16 protein-coding genes are annotated in these 18,129 nt (G+C 52.6%); 14 read left to right on the top strand and 2 right to left on the bottom strand.

All coding sequences use genetic code 11. The features are described 5' to 3' along the window. The first annotated feature begins 14 nt into the window (after nucleotides 1-14). From fliM to P9L94_04980, 12 genes are all read left to right on the top strand, one after another. Entirely contained in the window at nucleotides 15-1,013 is a 999-nt protein-coding gene (gene fliM, locus P9L94_05035) for a flagellar motor switch protein FliM (GenBank protein MDP8243426.1), read from the top strand. 113 nt (nucleotides 1,014-1,126) lie between these two features. Continuing rightward, nucleotides 1,127-2,110: a flagellar motor switch protein FliN gene (gene fliN, locus P9L94_05030; GenBank protein MDP8243425.1), complete on the top strand. Its 984-nt coding sequence runs from the start codon at nucleotides 1,127-1,129 to the stop codon at nucleotides 2,108-2,110. Between the two features lie 11 nt (nucleotides 2,111-2,121). Continuing rightward, a complete protein-coding gene (locus P9L94_05025) occupies nucleotides 2,122-2,550 on the top strand; it encodes a FliM/FliN family flagellar motor switch protein (protein ID MDP8243424.1) in 429 nt (142 codons plus the stop codon). A gap of 86 nt (nucleotides 2,551-2,636) precedes the next feature. Beyond that, complete coding sequence (gene fliO, locus P9L94_05020) at nucleotides 2,637-3,404, top strand: flagellar biosynthetic protein FliO (GenBank protein MDP8243423.1); 768 nt, start codon at nucleotides 2,637-2,639, stop codon at nucleotides 3,402-3,404. Continuing rightward, on the top strand, nucleotides 3,397-4,236 hold the full coding sequence (locus tag P9L94_05015) for a flagellar type III secretion system pore protein FliP (protein MDP8243422.1): 840 nt from the start codon (nucleotides 3,397-3,399) through the stop codon (nucleotides 4,234-4,236). The genes fliO and P9L94_05015 overlap by 8 nt, the downstream gene beginning before the upstream one ends. Nucleotides 4,237-4,249: 13 nt before the next feature. Beyond that, nucleotides 4,250-4,528, top strand: a complete 279-nt coding sequence (fliQ, locus tag P9L94_05010) for a flagellar biosynthesis protein FliQ (GenBank protein MDP8243421.1) — start codon at nucleotides 4,250-4,252, stop codon at nucleotides 4,526-4,528. Next, the gene (locus P9L94_05005) at nucleotides 4,525-5,394 is read left to right on the top strand and encodes a flagellar biosynthetic protein FliR (protein MDP8243420.1); all 870 of its coding nucleotides are present in this window, start codon (nucleotides 4,525-4,527) and stop codon (nucleotides 5,392-5,394) included. The genes fliQ and P9L94_05005 overlap by 4 nt, the downstream gene beginning before the upstream one ends. Before the next feature lie 27 nt (nucleotides 5,395-5,421). Then, nucleotides 5,422-6,501 carry a flagellar biosynthesis protein FlhB gene (flhB, locus tag P9L94_05000; protein MDP8243419.1) on the top strand — a complete coding sequence of 360 codons (1,080 nt, stop codon included), beginning with the start codon at nucleotides 5,422-5,424 and terminating at the stop codon, nucleotides 6,499-6,501. A gap of 11 nt (nucleotides 6,502-6,512) precedes the next feature. Beyond that, entirely contained in the window at nucleotides 6,513-8,636 is a 2,124-nt protein-coding gene (gene flhA, locus P9L94_04995; GenBank protein ID MDP8243418.1) for a flagellar biosynthesis protein FlhA, read from the top strand. Nucleotides 8,637-8,652: 16 nt separating this feature from the next. Then, on the top strand, nucleotides 8,653-10,161 hold the full coding sequence (gene flhF / locus P9L94_04990; GenBank protein MDP8243417.1) for a flagellar biosynthesis protein FlhF: 1,509 nt from the start codon (nucleotides 8,653-8,655) through the stop codon (nucleotides 10,159-10,161). Further along, complete coding sequence (locus P9L94_04985; GenBank protein ID MDP8243416.1) at nucleotides 10,142-11,560, top strand: P-loop NTPase; 1,419 nt, start codon at nucleotides 10,142-10,144, stop codon at nucleotides 11,558-11,560. Before flhF ends, P9L94_04985 begins: the two co-directional genes overlap by 20 nt. Nucleotides 11,561-11,619: 59 nt before the next feature. Further along, nucleotides 11,620-12,297 carry a hypothetical protein gene (locus tag P9L94_04980; GenBank protein MDP8243415.1) on the top strand — a complete coding sequence of 226 codons (678 nt, stop codon included), beginning with the start codon at nucleotides 11,620-11,622 and terminating at the stop codon, nucleotides 12,295-12,297. Here the strand turns inward: P9L94_04980 and P9L94_04975 are convergent, their stop codons facing one another. Then, nucleotides 12,298-12,981, bottom strand: coding sequence for a DUF554 domain-containing protein (locus P9L94_04975; GenBank protein ID MDP8243414.1), 684 nt, complete (start codon nucleotides 12,979-12,981; stop codon nucleotides 12,298-12,300). A gap of 89 nt (nucleotides 12,982-13,070) precedes the next feature. On the opposite strand from P9L94_04975, the gene P9L94_04970 reads away from it, so the two are divergent. After that, nucleotides 13,071-14,147, top strand: a complete 1,077-nt coding sequence (locus P9L94_04970; GenBank protein ID MDP8243413.1) for an agmatine deiminase family protein — start codon at nucleotides 13,071-13,073, stop codon at nucleotides 14,145-14,147. 314 nt (nucleotides 14,148-14,461) lie between these two features. Here the strand turns inward: P9L94_04970 and P9L94_04965 are convergent, their stop codons facing one another. After that, nucleotides 14,462-15,847 carry a hypothetical protein gene (locus tag P9L94_04965; protein ID MDP8243412.1) on the bottom strand — a complete coding sequence of 462 codons (1,386 nt, stop codon included), beginning with the start codon at nucleotides 15,845-15,847 and terminating at the stop codon, nucleotides 14,462-14,464. Between the two features lie 538 nt (nucleotides 15,848-16,385). On the opposite strand from P9L94_04965, the gene P9L94_04960 reads away from it, so the two are divergent. Further along, complete coding sequence (locus tag P9L94_04960; protein ID MDP8243411.1) at nucleotides 16,386-18,083, top strand: hypothetical protein; 1,698 nt, start codon at nucleotides 16,386-16,388, stop codon at nucleotides 18,081-18,083. The last annotated feature ends 46 nt before the right edge of the window (nucleotides 18,084-18,129 follow it).

Raw genomic sequence — 18,129 nt, 5'->3', positions numbered from 1 at the left:
AAGGACCAACTGAAATGGCGGACATTCTTTCACAGAATGAAATTGATGCGCTGCTGTCAGCGTTCGCGACGGGCGAAGGCGGCCCTGATACGGGCGGCGGCGGCGACGATGACCAGGTGCGCGAGGTTAAGGTCTATGACTTTAACCACCCTGATCGGTTTTCAAAAGACCAAATCCGAACCATGCACAACCTGCACGACCATTTCGCGCGGGTGTTTTCTATTTCGCTATCCGCTTTTTTGCGGACTATCGTAGAAGTCAAACTGGTGTCTGTCGACCAAATTTCGTACGAAGAGTTTATTCGCTCGATTCCCAATCCGACTTCGCTGAACATCATTAATATGGACCCGTTGGAAGGCAAAGCGCTTATCGAACTTTCGCCGACGCTGTCTTTTCCCGTGGTTGACCGGTTGATGGGCGGGGCGGGCAACGTATTTAAGAAAAACCGCGAATTGACAGGGATCGAACAAACCATCATCGAAAAAGTGTTATACCGCGCGTTTGATTGTTTGCATGAAGCCTGGGCGAACGTCTTGCCGCTTAATTTGTCATTAGAACAATCTGAGACCAACCCGCAATTATTGATGCAACTCTATCTGCCTTCAGAAATGGTCATCTTGATGACCTTTGAAGTCACGATGGGCGACATTTCAGGAACGCTATCATTTTGTGTTCCCTACCCAACGCTGGAACCCATCGCCAGCCAGTTGTCGAGTTCGTCATGGTTCGCGGCGTCAAAAAAAGAACTGTCCGAAGAACATGCGGAAGTGCTGTATGATCGCTTAAAGCGGGTCAGCATTCCCATCGTGGCGTTTGTGGGCGCCGCAAAATTAACCATGCACGAACTATTGGCTTTGTCGCAGGACGACGTCGTCCAATTGAATGCGCGCACGGACGATAACTTTGTTTTGCAAATTGGAACCGAATACCGCTACTTTGCCAAACCCGGCGTAAACCGGGGGCGCAACGCAGTGCAAATTACTAAGATCATTACCGGACCAGACGACGTTTGATGAGGGGTGTTTAGTCGAGTATGTGTGCGGAAGCGTTAACACAAGCGGAAATTGATGCTCTCTTGCGTGGAGAAGCTCCGCCTCCTGCCGCTGAGGAGGACGCGGGCCCCTCTATGCTGACGCCCGAAGAAGAAGACGCCATTAAGATGTATCAAAACTTAATGGCGGACGCGGGCAAAGATGTCTTTTCAACGCTGCTCGCCTCTGATACAGAGCTGGCGCCCAGCGAATATTCAGAAGCCGACTCGTCTTCCGTCGCCAGTCAGGCCGGCGACGATATCGTCTTATCTGAAATTGATTATAAAGGCTACATCCAGGGCAAAAGCGCCCTGATATTGAATCTTGAAAATGCGCAAAAAATCGCGGCCCAAATGACGGGCGGCGGGGCCGGCGATGAATTCGGCGACCTCGAAGAAAGTGCGCTGTCTGAAGCCGTCCAATCGCTCTATAGCGCCGTCAATACAAAACTGGCGTCGGCGGTAGGCGGCGAAATTAGCGTGGAAACGCCGGACATCATTACCAAGCCTGAAGATTTGGCCGGGTCGTTGCCCGAAGGCGGCGGCAAGCATATTTTGCTGAAATACCAAATAACGTCAGGCGATATGACGGGGCCGGTGTATCAGGTCTTGCCGCGTAATTTGCTTCAGTCGCTGACCAATGCGCTGGGCGGTTCGGCCCCGGCCCCGCAAATGGACGGCGACGACTTTATGCCGCGCGGCGCCAGCGGCGCGCCGGAAGTGTTGAACCAACCCGCGCAGTTTGCGCCCGGCATGCAAATGGGCGGCGGTGCGGACATGTTTGGCGGCGGGGGCGGCGGCAAGATGCCTTCGGTCGATACACGCAATCTGGAACTCGTACTCGATATTCAACTTGAAATCAAAGTTGAATTGGGGCGCACCGTGCGGAAGATTCGCGATGTGTTAGAACTCGGCCCCGGTTCTGTTATTGAATTAAACAAATTGGCCGGAGAACCGGTCGATATTTTAGTCAATGATAAACTCTTCGCCAAAGGCGAGGTGGTCGTCATCGACGAAAACTTTGGCGTACGCATCACGGATATTTTGACCATCGACGAGCGACTCGAAGCGCTGAAATAGCGAGGCATCCGGTGACATTAGAAGCGTATGACCTGAAACTGATTGATTTGCTGTCGTTGCAGCCCGGCGCTTTGCTGCAGATCCACTCGGTGCGCGGGTCGGCGGAATGTACCAGTACGGAACATTTGGTCGGACGCAATGGTTGGCAACAAAACGTCTCGCAGGCCATGATGCCAGACGCTGGCTCGAAACAAGTCAATAATTTGTCCAGTTTGTTGGACATTCCAATTGAAGCGCAAGTCTTGATCCGCCATGAAGACGGCAAAGTGGTCGAGATGTTGCGTTTGGCCCCGCAAAACTGGCAGGCGCTGCTGGAACGCGCGGGGCGAAAGGCCGACCTGATGGTCGATGGTCGCATTATTGTTCGCGGCGAGATTGTAAATTCAGACGGTCAGAGCGGCATTCTGATTCATAAAGTCGGCGCCGCCGCCGAGAGTTAGAGCGACTTTTTTTTCTCCGCAATTTGCGGATATTTTATTAGGTTGAGGAAAAGCCAGACGCCGGGCGGCGTTTGGCGACGCGATTCATGTTACGATTCCGAACGATTCTCCTCGGGGCGTTTGCCTCGATGGTCATCGGCTGTTTTGCGCTGTCTGGCGCATGCGCCGATGAAAAATCCAATCAATCCCCACTGCCCGATATCCCCGCGATCGGCGAAACCACTACGTCCGAAATCCTCGATCCGGTTGCGGCGTCCGCCTCCGTCAATGCTACCACCTCCGCCGTTAGCCAGGCGTTTTCTGCGGTGCAACGCATCATGGACGGCGAAGAACTTTCGATGGAAACGCCCGAACAAGTCCTGGTTTCACAATCCGATGGTCAGTCGATGTCACAACAGTTGGGGCGAATGTTGATGAGCCTTGGCTTGGTGATTGCCTTAGTGTTGGGCATCGCCTGGGGCGCCAAAAAACTGGTATTGAAAAACTACACGCTGGGCGGGGGGCGTATTGAAGTGATTACCTCGCTCGCGATTTCGCCAAAGTCGAAATTGCATCTCGTACGGGTCGGCAATGAGCAGTTTCTGATCGGCGAGAATCCCCAAACCGTCAACCTGATATCGACTGTCAACACTCAAGAAATTCCCCAACTGACCAGAACGGAAGAACCCGCCTTCGAAGAACCCGCCGCCGCCGGGCAAGGCGCCGCTGGACAAGACGTCACGCCTTTCAAAGACCACATGGCGGACTGGACGCGCGCGTTAGAAAACCGCGCGGCGCCGGACGTTAAAAGCAGTTTGGCTATGTTGCAAGGCCTGTCGCAAAAGTTACGCGGCGGAGGCGGTCGAAATGGTTAAGAGACGCTGGTTCTATTGTGGATTCATTGCGTACGCATGTCTCGTCGGTGTGATGTCATCTCATGCCCAGCAGCAACCGATTTTGCCAAGTTTGGGATTAGACGGCGAAGGGCCGAGCCCTGATGATGTGTCAACCACATTACAGCTGCTGTTCGGGCTGACGGTGCTTTCGCTATTGCCGAGTATTTTGGTGATGACCACGTCGTTTATCCGCATCTCAATTGTGTTGGGGTTTGTCCGTCGCGCTATCGGAACGCAGCAGACGCCCTCGAATGAAATCATGATCGGGCTGACGTTGTTCTTGACGCTGTTTATTATGACTCCCGTCATTGACGAAATTTATACCACCGCAATCCAGCCCTATTTGAATGAAGAAATGGAGCCGCTGCTGCCCGGCGAGGTCGACCCGTTTGGCGAAGTGGTTGAAACCAAAATCCCGCGTTTTTATGTGATGATCTACAAAGCTATTATCCCGCTGCGCACCTTTATGTGGCAGCAAATCGGCGAGAAGGGCGCGTCGGACGTTGCCGTCATGATGTCGATTGCCGGGATGAATAAACCCGACGATGAGCATGACGTGCCCACGCATGTGTTGATCCCGGCGTTTATGATTAGCGAAATCAAAAAAGCATTCATGATGGGCTTTATGATTTTTATTCCCTTCTTGATTTTAGATCTGGTGACGGCGTCGGTATTGATCTCGATGGGTATGTTTCAGTTGCCGCCCGCGTTTATTTCTCTTCCATTCAAAGTGTTGTTGTTCGTGTTGGTTGACGGCTGGAGCATCTTGATGCGTTCGTTGAGTATTTCGTTTGTGCAAAATATGCAGTAGGGACTGATGAGAGATGACAGAACAAGAAATTATTAAACTCGGCACCGAGATGATGTTTAACGCGCTGATCATTAGTCTTCCGCTTTTAGGAGTGGGCTTGGTGGTGGGCGTTATGATTAGCGTCTTTCAGGCGGCGACCCAAATCAACGAACAGACGCTGACGATTGTTCCTAAATTATTGGTCGTCGGTTTGACCATTATCTTTTTGATGCCCTGGCTGGTTGAACACATTCTCGACCTGACCCACCGGTTGCTGACTGACCTGCCTAACGTCGCAAAGAGCGTAAAATGAGTTTACTGCCCCAACCGTGGGAAGCCTATTTTATGACGTTCTTTTTCGTTTACTTCCGGGTAAGCGTGGCGCTGTTCGTCATGCCGATTTTAAGCAACAACACCGTTACGGGTTCCATTCGCGCCGGGCTGGCGTTTTGGATTGCCATAGTATTAATCGGCCCCTTGTGGGGGCTTCATCAAGTCGAATCCGGGTGGATTGTGCCCAATGTAGACAGGGTGTTCAACGGATTCCTCGAATTCGGCATTGCATTAATCGGCGAAGCGTCCATCGGATTTATTTTAGGGTTTATTGGACAAATGATCATACAAACTATTGCTATCTCCGGTGAAATTATTGGAAAACAAGCAGGGTTTTCGGCTGCGTCGGTGTTTGACCCTATCACGGGGCAGGACCTTTTTTTGATGGCGCAGGTCAACACCCTGTTAGGGACTATGATCTTTTTTGCCGTGGGCGGGCCGGAGCATATTATCGAATATTTGGCTGCGAGTTTTCAATTGCTGAAACCCGGTGAAGGCGTTTCGTTGATGAATTACCGCGAAATGGTTAGCAACGTCTTGTTGTTCGACAGCGTGCATAACGGCGACCGGATGCACGCGCTGGGGACCATGATGTATAAAGTCGGGCTGCAAATCGCCGCGCCGATTATGGTCACCATGTTTTTGGTCAGTTTGGCTGAGGCGTTTATCGCGAAAGTCTCGCCGCAACTGAACATTCTTGCCGTCGGTTTCGCAATTCGCATCGGCATCAGCCTGGTCGTCTTATTTAATTCAATGGGCACGAGCATGTTGCGTTTTAAGTATCACGTCCTGAGTTACAAAATGTATGCGGAAGCCGCATTGAGTTGGCTTGCGCCAATGCCGTAGCGGCGGCCTTAAGAAGGGAGACCTGGCATGGCGGAGAATGAAACCGGCCAGGAGAAAACAGAAGCCCCAACTTCGCGACGCATGTCGAAAGCGCGCGATGAGGGCAATATTCCAAAAAGCACGGAGATCAACAACACCATTATGTTGATCGCGGGCGTTGTTGCGTTTTATAACTTAGGCGGCGATTTTGTCTATAACGTCAGCGAAGGGATCGAATATTACTTCCGTCTAGCGGCGGAGTATGAAATCAATGAAGTGAGTTACCATGCGCTGTTAATCAATGCTGGTGCGCGTGTTATTTATATACTGGCGCCGTTTTTCGCCATCTTCGTCATCGCTGCGTTAATTGCCAATATCTCGCAAGTCGGTTTTCTGTTTATCCCAAACAAATTGGCGCCGGATCCCAAAAAACTCGACCCCATCAAGGGAATTAAAAATTTATTCAACATGCGCAGCCGCATCGAATTAGTAAAATCGGTTTTTAAAATATTTTTTATCACGCCGGTTATGATTTATTTCATTCGCTACCGGATGCCGGAGTTTATGAATTTACCGCTGCAAGACACGAACGACATTCTGACTCACGTGGCGGCGCGCGCATTAGAAGTTTCGATCTGGGCCATCATCATCATGCTGATTTTGGCCATTGCCGATTGGATTTATCAGAAGTGGCAAAACAAAGATGATCTCAAAATGACCAAAGAAGAAGTTAAACAGGAAATGAAGGATTCGCAGGGCGATCCGAAAATTAAAAGCCGCATCCGCTCGATCCAGATGGAAATGGCGCGTCAGCGCATGATGGAAGAAGTGCCCCAGGCGGAAGTGGTGGTCACCAACCCGACCGAATTCGCCGTCGCGTTGAAATATCAAACGGGAGACATGGCGGCGCCGCAAGTCGTCGCCAAAGGACGCAACCACCTAGCGAGGCGCATCCGAAAAATCGCCGTAGAAAATGGCGTTCCAATCGTCGAAAACAAGCCGTTGGCGCAATCGCTATGGAAGTTAGTTGAGGTCGGACAGTTTATTCCGCCCGACTTATATCAAGCCGTTGCCGAAGTATTGGCGTATGTGTATCGACTCACGAAAAAGACCGGCGTCGGAGTGTAACGTAAAGTTTAATGGCAAAAACCTGGCAAGATTCTTTTACTAAGGAGAACATCTCCAACGTACTCGTGTCGATGGGATTCGTGATGATCCTCGGCATTATGTTGGGCTATGTGCCTCCGCCAGCGTTGTCATTTTTAATCACAATCAATATTACGATTTCGTTGTTGGTTTTGATGTTGGCGCTGTTTTTGGTGAACCCGCTTGAATTCACCACGTTCCCGACCGTTTTATTGATTCTCACGGTGTTTCGTCTGGCGCTGAACGTCGCCTCGACCAAACTCATTTTAACGCCAGGCGGAAGCGGCACCGATAAAGCCGGCGGCGTGATCGATTTTTTTGGGACGGTGGTGGCGGGCAATAATCCCGTCATTGGCGCGGTTGTATTTTTGATTCTTATCATCATCCAGTTCGTCGTTATTACCAAAGGTTCAGGACGTGTGGCTGAAGTCGCCGCCCGGTTCACCTTGGACGCGATGCCCGGTAAACAGATGGCAATTGACGCCGACCTCAACGCCGGGCTGATTTCAGAAGCCGAAGCGCGTCAGCGCCGCTCCGACATCTCGCGCGAAGCGGATTTTTATGGGGCGATGGACGGCGCAAGCAAATTCGTCCGAGGCGACGCTACCGCCGGAATTATTATTACCGTGATTAATATCGTCGGCGGGATCGCGGTCGGATTTATGGACGGCTTGAGTATTCTCCAAGTCCTTTATTTTTATACGCTGCTAACGATTGGCGACGGGCTTGGGACGCAAATCCCCGCACTATTGACTTCTGTCGCCGCTGGTATGGTCGTTACCCGCGCTTCCGAACAAGACGCGCTGGGCGAAAGTCTTCGCAAACAAATGCTCGGCAAACCGGAGGCGCTTTATCTCGCCGCCACCGCGTTGTTATTCATTGCGGCTCTTGGCTTTTTCTTCACGCCTTCTATTGTGTTGCCCTTCACCACAATCGCAGGAATTTTAGGGTTGGTCGCATGGAACGGCCAAGCCACACTATCAAAAGAAGCCGACGATAAAGAAGCTGACGAGCGCAAGGCCGAAGAAGAAACGCCGCCCGAACCAGAGCAAGTCGAAACGCTGCTCGAAGTCGACCCGATGGAAATCGAAATTGGCTTTGGGCTGATTCCGATTGTGGATAGTTCTCAGGGCGGGACCTTGCTCGACCAAATCACTGTCATTCGCCGTCAGACGGCGGTTGAACTGGGCATCATCGTGCCGCCGATCCGCATTCGCGATAACATGCAACTGGGGCCAAGGCAATATTCCGTTTTGATTCGCGGCGTGAAGGTCGCCGATGGAGAGATTCGCCCCGACCGCTTATTGGCGATGAAACCCGGCATGGAAGAAGATGACGTGCCCGGAATCAAAACCACCGACCCCGCGTTTGGAACGCCCGCAAAGTGGATCGACAAAAACGACCGCGGCGCGGCGGAAATGGCCGACTACAACATCGTCGAACCGTCTTCGGTGCTCGCCACTCATTTGACCGAAGTCATTCGTCAACACGCCTATGATATTTTGGGACGCCAAGAAACGCAGCAGCTGCTCGACAACCTCAAAGAACGCAACGGCGTTTTGGTCAACGAACTACTCGAAGGCGTTGGCGTCAAAGTGGGCGTAATTCAGAAAGTTCTACAAAACCTGCTGCGCGAGCGCGTACCAGTTCGCAACCTGGAGTTGATCTTCGAAGCGATCGCCGATTACGCCGAAGCGGCCCAGATGAATCCCGACACCATCACCGAATATTGCCGGATGAATCTGGCGCGCATTATTACGAATCTATATGTTGATACTGGCAACCGCCTACCGGTGGTTACAATCGACCCCAACATTGAACAGCGCATCCTTGAGGGAATGCAGCGCGGCGGCGCGGCGGGCATCATGGCGACGGACCCCGTATATGCAGAGAACATCATCGCCGCCATCGAACAAGAAGCCAACGCGGCGGTCAGCTCCGGGTACAATCCCGTCGTATTGACGACGCCGCAAATCCGTTCGCATCTCAGGCGGCTGTGCGAACGCCGTATCTCAAATTTAATTGTTTTGTCATATAACGAAGTGGCCCCTGAAGTAGCGGTCACGCGAATCGCGACGGTGAGGTTGCAAAGTGCGAGTGAAAAAGTTTCAAGCTAAATCGATGCCCGACGCTATGAAACGGGTCAAGGCGGAACTGGGCCACAATGCGATTATTTTGCATTCACGGGAAACGGGAAAAGGGCTGTTCGGCTTGTTTGGCGGACGCGGGGTTGAAGTAACGGCCGCCGTTGATGACGCCGCCAAACTCAGTTCTGACAAAGTACCCGCCGCGTCGCCGACTGCTGCGCCTGTGCGTGGTTCCGGCGGAATTGATTTTCGTATTGACGACGCCGCAATGCCAAACCCGCAGCCGATTTCACCAGTGCCGCCCGCACCTGTGAAGGAAGAAAACCCGCTGCTGCTGCTCGCCAAAGAAATTGAAAAAGAAAAGCAAGCGCTGGCGCCGTCTAAACCCAAACAGCCCCAAAAGCCCGCCAATCCTCAACCGAAACAAGAAAAGCAAAAGGAGCCCGCCGCGTTGGAAGAACGCTTGGGCAGCCTGGAAAACCAGTTGATTAAACTGACGGGCTTGATCGAAAACCTGTCGCCTGTCTCCTCCGGCAACGAGCCGCCCGTTCCCGTTCGCACGCGGGAACTCTATAACCATCTCCTCGATCAAGAGGTGGATGAAAGCCTTGCGTTGACCCTCGCCGCGCAAATTGCCGAAAGCACCGATGAAGAAGACGACATCTGGACAGTATTAAAGTCGCGCTTGATCGAGCGCATCCCCGTCGCGGGGCCGCTGGAACTCGATTTCGACGCAAAACGGCCCAAGGTCATTATGTTGGTTGGATCAACCGGCGTGGGCAAAACCACTACGCTGGCGAAAATTTCCGCATTGTACCGCTACAACGCCAATGCAAAAACGCGCCCCAAAATCGTCTTCATTACCGCTGATCTTTACCGTCTCGCGGCAGTCGAGCAATTGCAAAAATATACGGAAATTCTCGGCGTGGAATTAGAAGTGACCTATTCGCCGGATGAAGTCAAACAGGCGATCAACAAACATAAGAATGCGCATCTGATTTTGTTCGATACGGCGGGCGCTTGCCAACGCAACGCGCCTCAATTAGACGCGCTGGCCAGCATCAAAGAAGCCGCGCAACCGGATGAAGTGCATCTGGTGTTGTCTTCGACGTCAAAATTCAGCGACATGATTGACGTGATCGAACATTTTAAAGTGGTTGAACCGCGCCGTTTTATCTTTACCAAAATTGATGAATCAACCACCTACGGCGGCGTCTTTAATACCGTGATGAAATATGAAACGCCCATTTCTTACCTCACAACCGGACAGAACGTCCCCGAAGACATTGAGTCGGCCAAGCCGGAGCGCGTCGCCAAACTGTTGCTGACCAAACCGGCTATCAATCGTTCTATAGAAGTGAAAGATAGCGCAAATAAGAAAGAAACAATTGAGTCGAAGCCTGTGATGGAACAAACGCCCGCAGCCAAAGCCGCGTCTGTGAAACCGACGCCAAAACCAACGTCGAGCGGCCCGGTGATTCGCGAGTTGAAATTAGAAAAAATTGAATCGGCCAAGCCGAAGCAGGATAAAAAGCATGAAAGATCGAATTCCTGACCAAGCAGAAAAACTGCGTCAACTGGCGGCCGTGCAAGACGCGGCCTCTGACGGCGGTTCTGCAACGGCGGTTCTTGAACCAATCGTGGAAGCGCCGGTCATAGAAGCGCCGCCCGTTGTGGCGCCTAAAGTTGCGCTTGAAAAAAAAGAAGCAGCGGTGAAGCCAAGCGCGCTCGCGCCTTCTCCGAAGGTGGAAGCGAAAAGCGCTCCTGAAGAGAAACCGCTTGCGCCTGCGTCGTCCAAACCAGAAACAAAAGTCGTGGATACGAATCAAGCCGTCGAAGCGAAACTAGAGAATACGGCCAGCGTGGCGTCGCCGGTTGCGGACAAACCCAAGGACGCCGCGCCGAAAGAAACGCTCAGCAAACCCAAACTCTCAAAGAAACAGAAACGCGAGCGCCAGCAAGAGAAAGAAGCAAGCAAGCCTGTTGTTGTGAACGCCGCGCCTGCGCCTGCGGTTTCTGCGGACGATATGATTGGGCCTCCCGCGCCGCCGGAAGCGATTGCCCGGCCCAAGCCGCAGCCGACGTTGCGCATTGATCCATCCAAGCGCTTTCCGATGCAATCAAAAACGCGGGTGATCGCCATCACCGGGGGCAAGGGCGGCGTCGGCAAAAGCAATATGACCTGCAACCTGGCCATCGCCATGCAGCGCATGAAAAAGCGCGTCATTGTGATGGACGCCGACCTCTCGCTAGCGAACATCGACGTCTTGCTGGGGCTGACGCCGCGCCACAATTTGTCGCATGTGTTGTCCGGTCAAAAAACTATTCAAGAGATCATGGTGCAGGGGCCGGAAGGCCTGGGGGTGATTCCCGGCGGCTCAGGCGTCGAAGAACTCTCGCAACTTAGCGAAGAACAAATCGGGCGGCTGTTTGACGCCTTCGCCAGTTTAACGCCGGAGCCGGACGTGTTTCTGATTGACACGGCGGCGGGAATCCACCCCAACGTATTGCAGTTTCTGTTGGCCGCCGACCAGACCATCGTGGTGACGACGCCCGAACCGCCCGCGTATACGGACGCGTATGCGTTAATCAAAACGCTGCGCCGTCATTGCTCCGATAGTGAGTTGGGCGTGGTGGTGAACATGGCGGGCGACAGCCGCGAAGCCAATGACGTGGCGCGTTTGATGTCGCAAATTTGCACGCAGATGCTGGGTTCCAGTTTCAATAATTTGGGGTATATTCCCCGCGACCCGGAAGTGTTGAAAGCGGTGCGGCGCCAGACGCCGTTTTTATTGCGCTCACCCAACTGCCCGGCGTCGCGCGCGGTGACCAATTTGGCGGCGTCGTTATTGCAGATCGAATCTCGCGACAAAGGCGAGCGCGGCTTGCGGCGTTTCTTCAGCCGATTGTTTAAACGCCCCGAACCGCCGCAAAAAGTGGTCGCGGCGTCGTAGGTAAGATTACTCTCCTCATCGTCATGTTGGTATAATGATCAATGTGGAGACAAAAAAACATGATGATACAATTGAAAATAGTTGTTGCCTTATTTCTTTTAACGCCGTTCTTGCTCACGGGCTGTTCGACTGCGCAGCTGATGCCGATCTCCGGCCCCGGCGTCCAGGTTGATCCGTCCGGCAAAGTCGCGACCATTCACGGCGACGTTTTAACTGTACGCGCCGGGCAGATCGAGACGCCCTATCGACTCGACCGCAAACTCACCACCGTTCGCATGACGATCATCAATCCAACCGACGCGCCGATTGAATTCATGCCGAAAGAGATCGTGTTGTTCGACCAGGACGGTACGCAATATTTTCCGTTGACGCCGGACGCGCTCATCGAAGCGGCGGAAAGCGGCGCCCGCCCGCGTACGTTCGTGACCTATGGCTTAGGCTATTCGCGCGGTTACCCCTATGGGCATTATTGGAACACGCATTGGTATTATGCGCCTTTTTCCACAACGACGGTGCAGCCCTCTTACCAGGGCTTGATTGCGAAAGCGTTGCCGATTCGCCCGGTGACCATTCATCCTGAGTCGAACATCACTGGCAATGTGTATTTTCCCATCGCGGCGAAATACATGACGAATGCGCGGGTGCGGTTGACTCGCTTCTTAGAGTCGCCGGGGCCTGACAACCCCAACCCGCCGCAAGAAGCGTATGATTTTGAATTTAATGTGATCGAAAATTAGTTACGTTAACAGCGCCCAGGCGAGCAAGCCTGCAACGAACATACTGGGCAGCAGGTTCGCCAGACGAATTTTGACGACGTCGAGCAACATCAGTCCGATGCCTGCGATCAAGAGGCCGCCTGCTGCGCCGACTTCGGTGACGACCGTTTCGGGAAGGTCGCTGATGGTGAGCATAAACAACAGCGTGAGACCGCCTTGCACAACCAATACCGTCAACGAACTGGCGAGAACGCCGGCGCCCATCCCGCTGGCGAGAAAAATGGCGGCGTGGCCGTCCATCAAACTTTTGGTGTAGAGAATTTCGCCGTCACCTTGTACGCCAGCGCGAAACGATCCCACCACCGTCATGGCGCCCACGCAAAACAACAGCGATGTGTAGACGAACGAATCGACAAATTGATGGTCGCCCGGTTTGGCGAAGCGGTGTTTGAGCCATTCGCCGACTTGGTTGAAGCGCTTGTCGATATCAATGGCCTCGCCGATCAAGCCGCCAGCGATCATGCTCAGCGCCAACAGAGGGACGCTTTGGGTTTGCATGGCGTCTTTCATGCCAATCAGCAGCGTTACCAAACCCAGCGCTTGAAAGAGAATAGTGCGGTAGCGTTCTGAAATGCGCCCATGAAAACCAAGCCCAACCAAAGCGCCGACAAAAACCGCGACGGCATTCACAATTGTGGGAAACACGTTGAAACGTCCTTTCGTCAGCCGCGTATACGCCTTAAAATCAAGCGACAAAAATAAGTCTACCGAAACGCGATTAGAAACCAATTGCTATGAAACAATCAAACGCCAAAACGCCTGCTGCGCTGGGGTATCGACATCCCGCCGAGTGGGATCCGCACCAGGCGACCTGGTTGACCTGGCCTCACAAGCGCAGCGATTGGCCGGGAAAGTTTCAGGCCGTCCCCTGGGTGTTTGGCGAAATCGTTCGCAAACTCGCCCCCGGCGAAACCATTCACTTGATTGTTGATTCTCAACAACGCAAAGCCGCAGCGCAGCGGGTCTTGCAAAAAAACGGCGCTGACCTCAACGCAGTCAATTTTCATCTCATCAAAACCGACCGGGGTTGGAACCGTGACGCCGGGCCGATTTTTATTAAACGCGATGCAAAACGCGATCCGCTGGCGATCATCAATTTTCAATTCAACGCCTGGGCGAAATATCCTGAATGGAAACTCGACAATCAGATTCCAGCCAAAGCCGCGCGCAAACTCAAACTGCCTTGCATTGACGTCAAAGCCAATGGCAAACCGGTGGTGCTCGAAGGCGGCGCGATTGACGTGAACGGCGCGGGCGATTTGCTCGCGACGGAAGAGTGCTTGCTTGACGCTGCCGTACAACCGCGCAATCCGCAGCTGACCAAAGAGCAATTTGAAACCGTGTTGCGCGACAACCTGGGCGTCGAGCGCATCCACTGGCTGGGCAAGGGAATCGTCGGCGACGACACCCATGGGCATGTCGATGACTTGTGTCGCTTTGTGAATCCAACCACGGTCGTTTTGGTCGAAGAAAAAAATCCCAATGATGCAAACTACGCCGCGCTGCATGAGAACCGCGAGCGCTTGCAATCCGTGCGGGTTTGCGGCGGCAAAAAGTTAGACGTGATCGCATTACCAATGCCGCAGCCGTTGGTATTCGACGGACAGCGTTTGCCCGCGAGTTATGCGAATTTTTATATTGGCAACGCAGCGGTGTTGGTTCCGACGTTTAATGACCCCAACGATTACATTGCGCTTGGCGTGTTGCGGGAGTTGTTCCCTGACCGGAGCGTCGTCGGCGTCAACGCGGTCGATTTGATCTGGGGGCTGGGCGCCTTCCATTGCCTGACCCACGAACAACCTGCGGTGTGATGAACATAAATTTGCTGTCCTACTTTTCTCTGTGCGCTTCCATGTAAGATCGCAGCACGGCATTCATGCGGGTTTGATATCCCCGACAAAATAAAAAAATACGGCGTAAAGCCACCGTTATCTAGAAGCCATTTCAAAAGCAATTCGAGAGGATATCGCGCCTAATCAAAATAGACAAGCAAGTTTTGGCATGGGTGTGTCTCTGGGAGCGCCTGTGCAAAAGGGCCTGGAAGCCCGCACTGAAGCGAGCAGAGATATACCCATGCCAGTCGCTACGTAAATACATAATTATTGACATGACTTCTGAAAAAAAATCAGTGCTTAAAGCATCTCATGTTGGTGAAGACCATGGTCGCGCAGGCTTCGTTACATGCCTGCACCGCATCGGCGTCGCGCAACGAACCGCCCGGCTGCACGATCGCCTTCACGCCCTGGTCCAATAGAACATCGACCCCGTCACGGAACGGGAAGAACGCGTCTGACGCGACAACTGCGTTTAATAGCCCGGCGTTTCCGCTGAGCGCGGTGGTTTCAATTTCGCGTAGCGTGGTTTGCGGGTGCTCGCCTTTTTCGACTTCGACTTTAAACAGATCATAGTTCATGCCGTATTTTTGTATCGAAATTAACGCGCGGCGCGACTCATAGGCTTTGCTGACGCATTGCTTCGCCATAGATACCCGGTCTTGTCCGCCGACGCCGATGGAGACGGTCGCCAGATTTTTTGCAGTCAGGACGGAATTTGACGTAACTCCGGTTTCGACCATCCAAGCGAACCACATGTCGCGCAAATAGCCTTCGCTGGGTTCCGTTTCGATGCTGACAGTCTTGTCAGACTTCACCAACCTGCCGTCTTTCATCTCGCGCAACGGCAGGTTTTTGGGCACTTCGATGTTGTCGGCGAAATCTTTATATGAAGTCACGACCGTATTGTTAGACCCGACCGTGGGTACGTACGACCACTGCGGCAAGACCGAACCGTCTGACAGCGCTTTGAAGTCGATGTAGCGCTTGCCTAAGTAGTCGCGCAGGTTTTCGATATTTTTCAGGCGGATCACACGCAGGTTTTTGCGTTTCGATAAAATTTCGACGGCGCCTTCTTCGTATTCCGGCGCGCAGACCACTTCGTAGTATTGGGTCGCGATGGCTTCGGCGGTTTCTTTGTCGAGGGCGCGGTTGACCACCAACGCCCCGCCGAAGGGCGCGATGGGGTCGGCTTCCCACGCTTTGGTATAGGCCTGCAAGACCGAGCGTCCCAAGGCGACGCCGCTGGGATTGTTGTGTTTGATGATGATGGCGCAGGGGTCTTCATGAAAATGTTTGAGAATCGCCAGTGCGCTGTCGATGTCGGTCAAATTGGTTTTGCTGGGGTGTTTGCCGAATTGAATCAACGATTCCGTATTCAGCCCGCCGACCAGCGCGTCGCCTTCGCCCAAAAATTCGATGCCTGCAAGGATGAGGTGCCCGTTGAGTGGGCGATAGAGCGCGGCTTCCTGACCGGGGTTTTCGCCGTAGCGCAATCCTTTTTCGATAGGTTCGCCTCCGTCGCCGGGCAAGGTCCAGGTCACTTTTTCATAGAGCATGACCTGCGCTTGCGTGGCGCGAAGCGTATCAATGGCGTTTGGATCGTCGCTAAAACCCGAGAAAAAATATTTAGGAAAATGGTCATCAACGACGGTTGAGTATTGCTTGATATTGCTCATCGGTTTCTCCTACAGGCGTGAGTTGGTTCAACATCATAAAGCCGAATCCGGTCTGCATGGAAGCGTTATGCGACTATAGAACCGCGATGAATTAATAAAATTCTAGTATTTATGGTTGTTTTGTTGGTTTTTATGTTCATGTGAGTAGGGACATCATATTGCGCTCGATTTCAATCGCCCCCTTTTTAAGGGGGGATTCGGGCGCAACACGTTGCGCCCTACATGGCTGATATATTTTTGTTTCGTTGCTTCAATGGCTGCCCGCTTTGCGGCCTTTGCTCGGCACACAGCCTTAAAAATGTATATCGCTTAACAGAGTTTTTCTTTGAGTGCTGTTGACATTTACTCAATATTCGTACGATAATTGAATAAGTATAGGCAAATTTATTGATCTGTTGATTTGTTTTTTTGAATGGGAGGTGATACCACGCCAAAATTATCCACTCTTTATTCGTCAGTTCGTCGTTACGTTTGTTAAGTCATCATTATTTGGTGAATGTGTTGGAGAAAACAACATACCTATTCTGGGGAGAAAAACATGAAGAAATTGGCTTTAGTTCTAGTATTTGCGTTTGTCGCTCTGCCGGCATTCGCGCAAGTCGGCATTTTTGAAAATTCCGCCGACTGGACGTTGGAAACGGTTGATAACGTTAAAGCGGCAGGTTCGGCAGACTTTACGAACGATATCTATACGCTCGAAGGCAACGGCGACGATATCTGGGGGAACGCCGATGAAGGCTACTTCATCTATACAACTCGCACTGGCAGCGTCAGTATCACGGCGCTATTAAGCTGGTTAGACCCGGGTGCGAACGAATGGTCGAAGATGATCGCCATGATTCGTGAAAAAGGCGATGCGCCCGGCTCTAAACATTTCGGTGGGCAACTTCGCGGCAATAACTATGGCGACCAGGTCAACGCGACATGGCGTACGCAAGAAGACGGGGGGTCCACCAGTGCGCAATTCTTCCACCCCAAAGCCGATCCGGCTGACGCTGACGTTGCCGTTGAAGCGACTGTTGAAGGCATCTGGGTGCGCGTAACCCGTATCGCAGAACTCAACCTGTTCTTCTGCGAATGGTCGGAAGACGGCTCAAACTGGACGCTGGGCCGCGTTGAAGAGATTGAAATGGCTGATGAAGTTGTCGTCGGCTTGGCCGTGACCAACCATATCAATGACGAAACGCTCGCAATTGGAGAATTTTATAACGTCGAAATTACTGCGCCTCCCACGCTGCCTTCATCTGGATCGCGGGCATTTTCACAGGGCAGTTTCCAACCCGGAACTGAAATTGCCGTTTCGGTTACTGTTTTGAATCCCAACCAGGCTGCGGCTTCTACTTCAATTGAAGACACTGTTCCCACTGGCTGGACCGTATCAGACATCAGCGACGGCGGTTCCGAATCCGGCGGTACGGTTTCGTGGAACGTTTCTGTTCCCTTTGGCAACACCACATTGACCTACAAAGCCACGGCGCCTGCGGCTCCTGCAGCCGTCAACTCATGGTCAGGAACCATTGGCGATAGCAACACCGGCGGTTCTGCTGTAATGACCTTGACCCAAGAAGGGCCGGAAGGCGACCAAACCTTCGATCAACACGCTGATATTATCGAAAATATTGATAATCTGGGCGGCGAAGATTTCCTCGGTTCGGCTGAATATGACACTGAATCTGACACGTATACATTGGCAGGCGCAGGAAACGATATTTGGGCCAACGCCGATAATTTCCATTTCTTATACACCGCCGTTTCAGGCGATTTCAATATCGAAGCCAAAATTATTCACGATGAATCCGAACGAAGCACCAGTACGGATGCGTGGATTAAAGGCATGTTGATGGGACGCCAAAACTTGAGCGCCGGTTCGGTGAACTTTGGCAACCGTATGCGCCGCGACGGTCAGTACAGTTGGCAAATGCGCGCTGCTCAAGACGGCGCCAGTACCAGCAATGGCGATAACCGCGTGACCTTCTCAACCGAAGGCTATCCTGCCGAAGACTATCCGCGTCTCCGCGTCGAACGCCGTGGCGATGACTGGTCGATCTTCTATAAGGACGAACTGGGCGACGGCAGTTGGGTGCAAGTACAAGAGACGCAATCGCTGGTTATGCAAGACCCGATTTATGTTGGGTTAGCGGTTACTGCTCACCAATTAGGTTCGATCCAATACACATGGTTCAAGAACGTAACCTTAGAAGTCTTGAATCCAGTCAGTGATTGGACGCTGTATTAATCATACGCAGTGAATAACTCATGAATTGCAAAGGCCCTCGTCGAAA

This window comes from Candidatus Hinthialibacter antarcticus (assembly GCA_030765645.1).
Classification (GTDB): domain Bacteria; phylum Hinthialibacterota; class Hinthialibacteria; order Hinthialibacterales; family Hinthialibacteraceae; genus Hinthialibacter; species Hinthialibacter antarcticus.
This window is presented reverse-complemented; position numbering and strand designations above follow the sequence as displayed.

Bases quoted from the DNA above. Each gene is read 5' to 3' on its own strand.
- P9L94_04965 (MDP8243412.1), bottom strand. From the start codon at position 15,847: ATGAGCAATATCAAGCAATACTCAACCGTCGTTGATGACCATTTTCCT.
- P9L94_04985 (MDP8243416.1), top strand. From the start codon at position 10,142: ATGAAAGATCGAATTCCTGACCAAGCAGAAAAACTGCGTCAACTGGCG.
- fliM (MDP8243426.1), top strand. From the start codon at position 15: ATGGCGGACATTCTTTCACAGAATGAAATTGATGCGCTGCTGTCAGCG.
- flhF (MDP8243417.1), top strand. From the start codon at position 8,653: ATGAAACGGGTCAAGGCGGAACTGGGCCACAATGCGATTATTTTGCAT.
- P9L94_04970 (MDP8243413.1), top strand. From the start codon at position 13,071: ATGAAACAATCAAACGCCAAAACGCCTGCTGCGCTGGGGTATCGACAT.
- fliN (MDP8243425.1), top strand. From the start codon at position 1,127: ATGCTGACGCCCGAAGAAGAAGACGCCATTAAGATGTATCAAAACTTA.
- P9L94_04980 (MDP8243415.1), top strand. From the start codon at position 11,620: ATGATGATACAATTGAAAATAGTTGTTGCCTTATTTCTTTTAACGCCG.
- P9L94_05015 (MDP8243422.1), top strand. From the start codon at position 3,397: ATGGTTAAGAGACGCTGGTTCTATTGTGGATTCATTGCGTACGCATGT.
- flhB (MDP8243419.1), top strand. From the start codon at position 5,422: ATGGCGGAGAATGAAACCGGCCAGGAGAAAACAGAAGCCCCAACTTCG.
- fliO (MDP8243423.1), top strand. From the start codon at position 2,637: ATGTTACGATTCCGAACGATTCTCCTCGGGGCGTTTGCCTCGATGGTC.
- P9L94_04960 (MDP8243411.1), top strand. From the start codon at position 16,386: ATGAAGAAATTGGCTTTAGTTCTAGTATTTGCGTTTGTCGCTCTGCCG.
- flhA (MDP8243418.1), top strand. From the start codon at position 6,513: ATGGCAAAAACCTGGCAAGATTCTTTTACTAAGGAGAACATCTCCAAC.
- fliQ (MDP8243421.1), top strand. From the start codon at position 4,250: ATGACAGAACAAGAAATTATTAAACTCGGCACCGAGATGATGTTTAAC.
- P9L94_05005 (MDP8243420.1), top strand. From the start codon at position 4,525: ATGAGTTTACTGCCCCAACCGTGGGAAGCCTATTTTATGACGTTCTTT.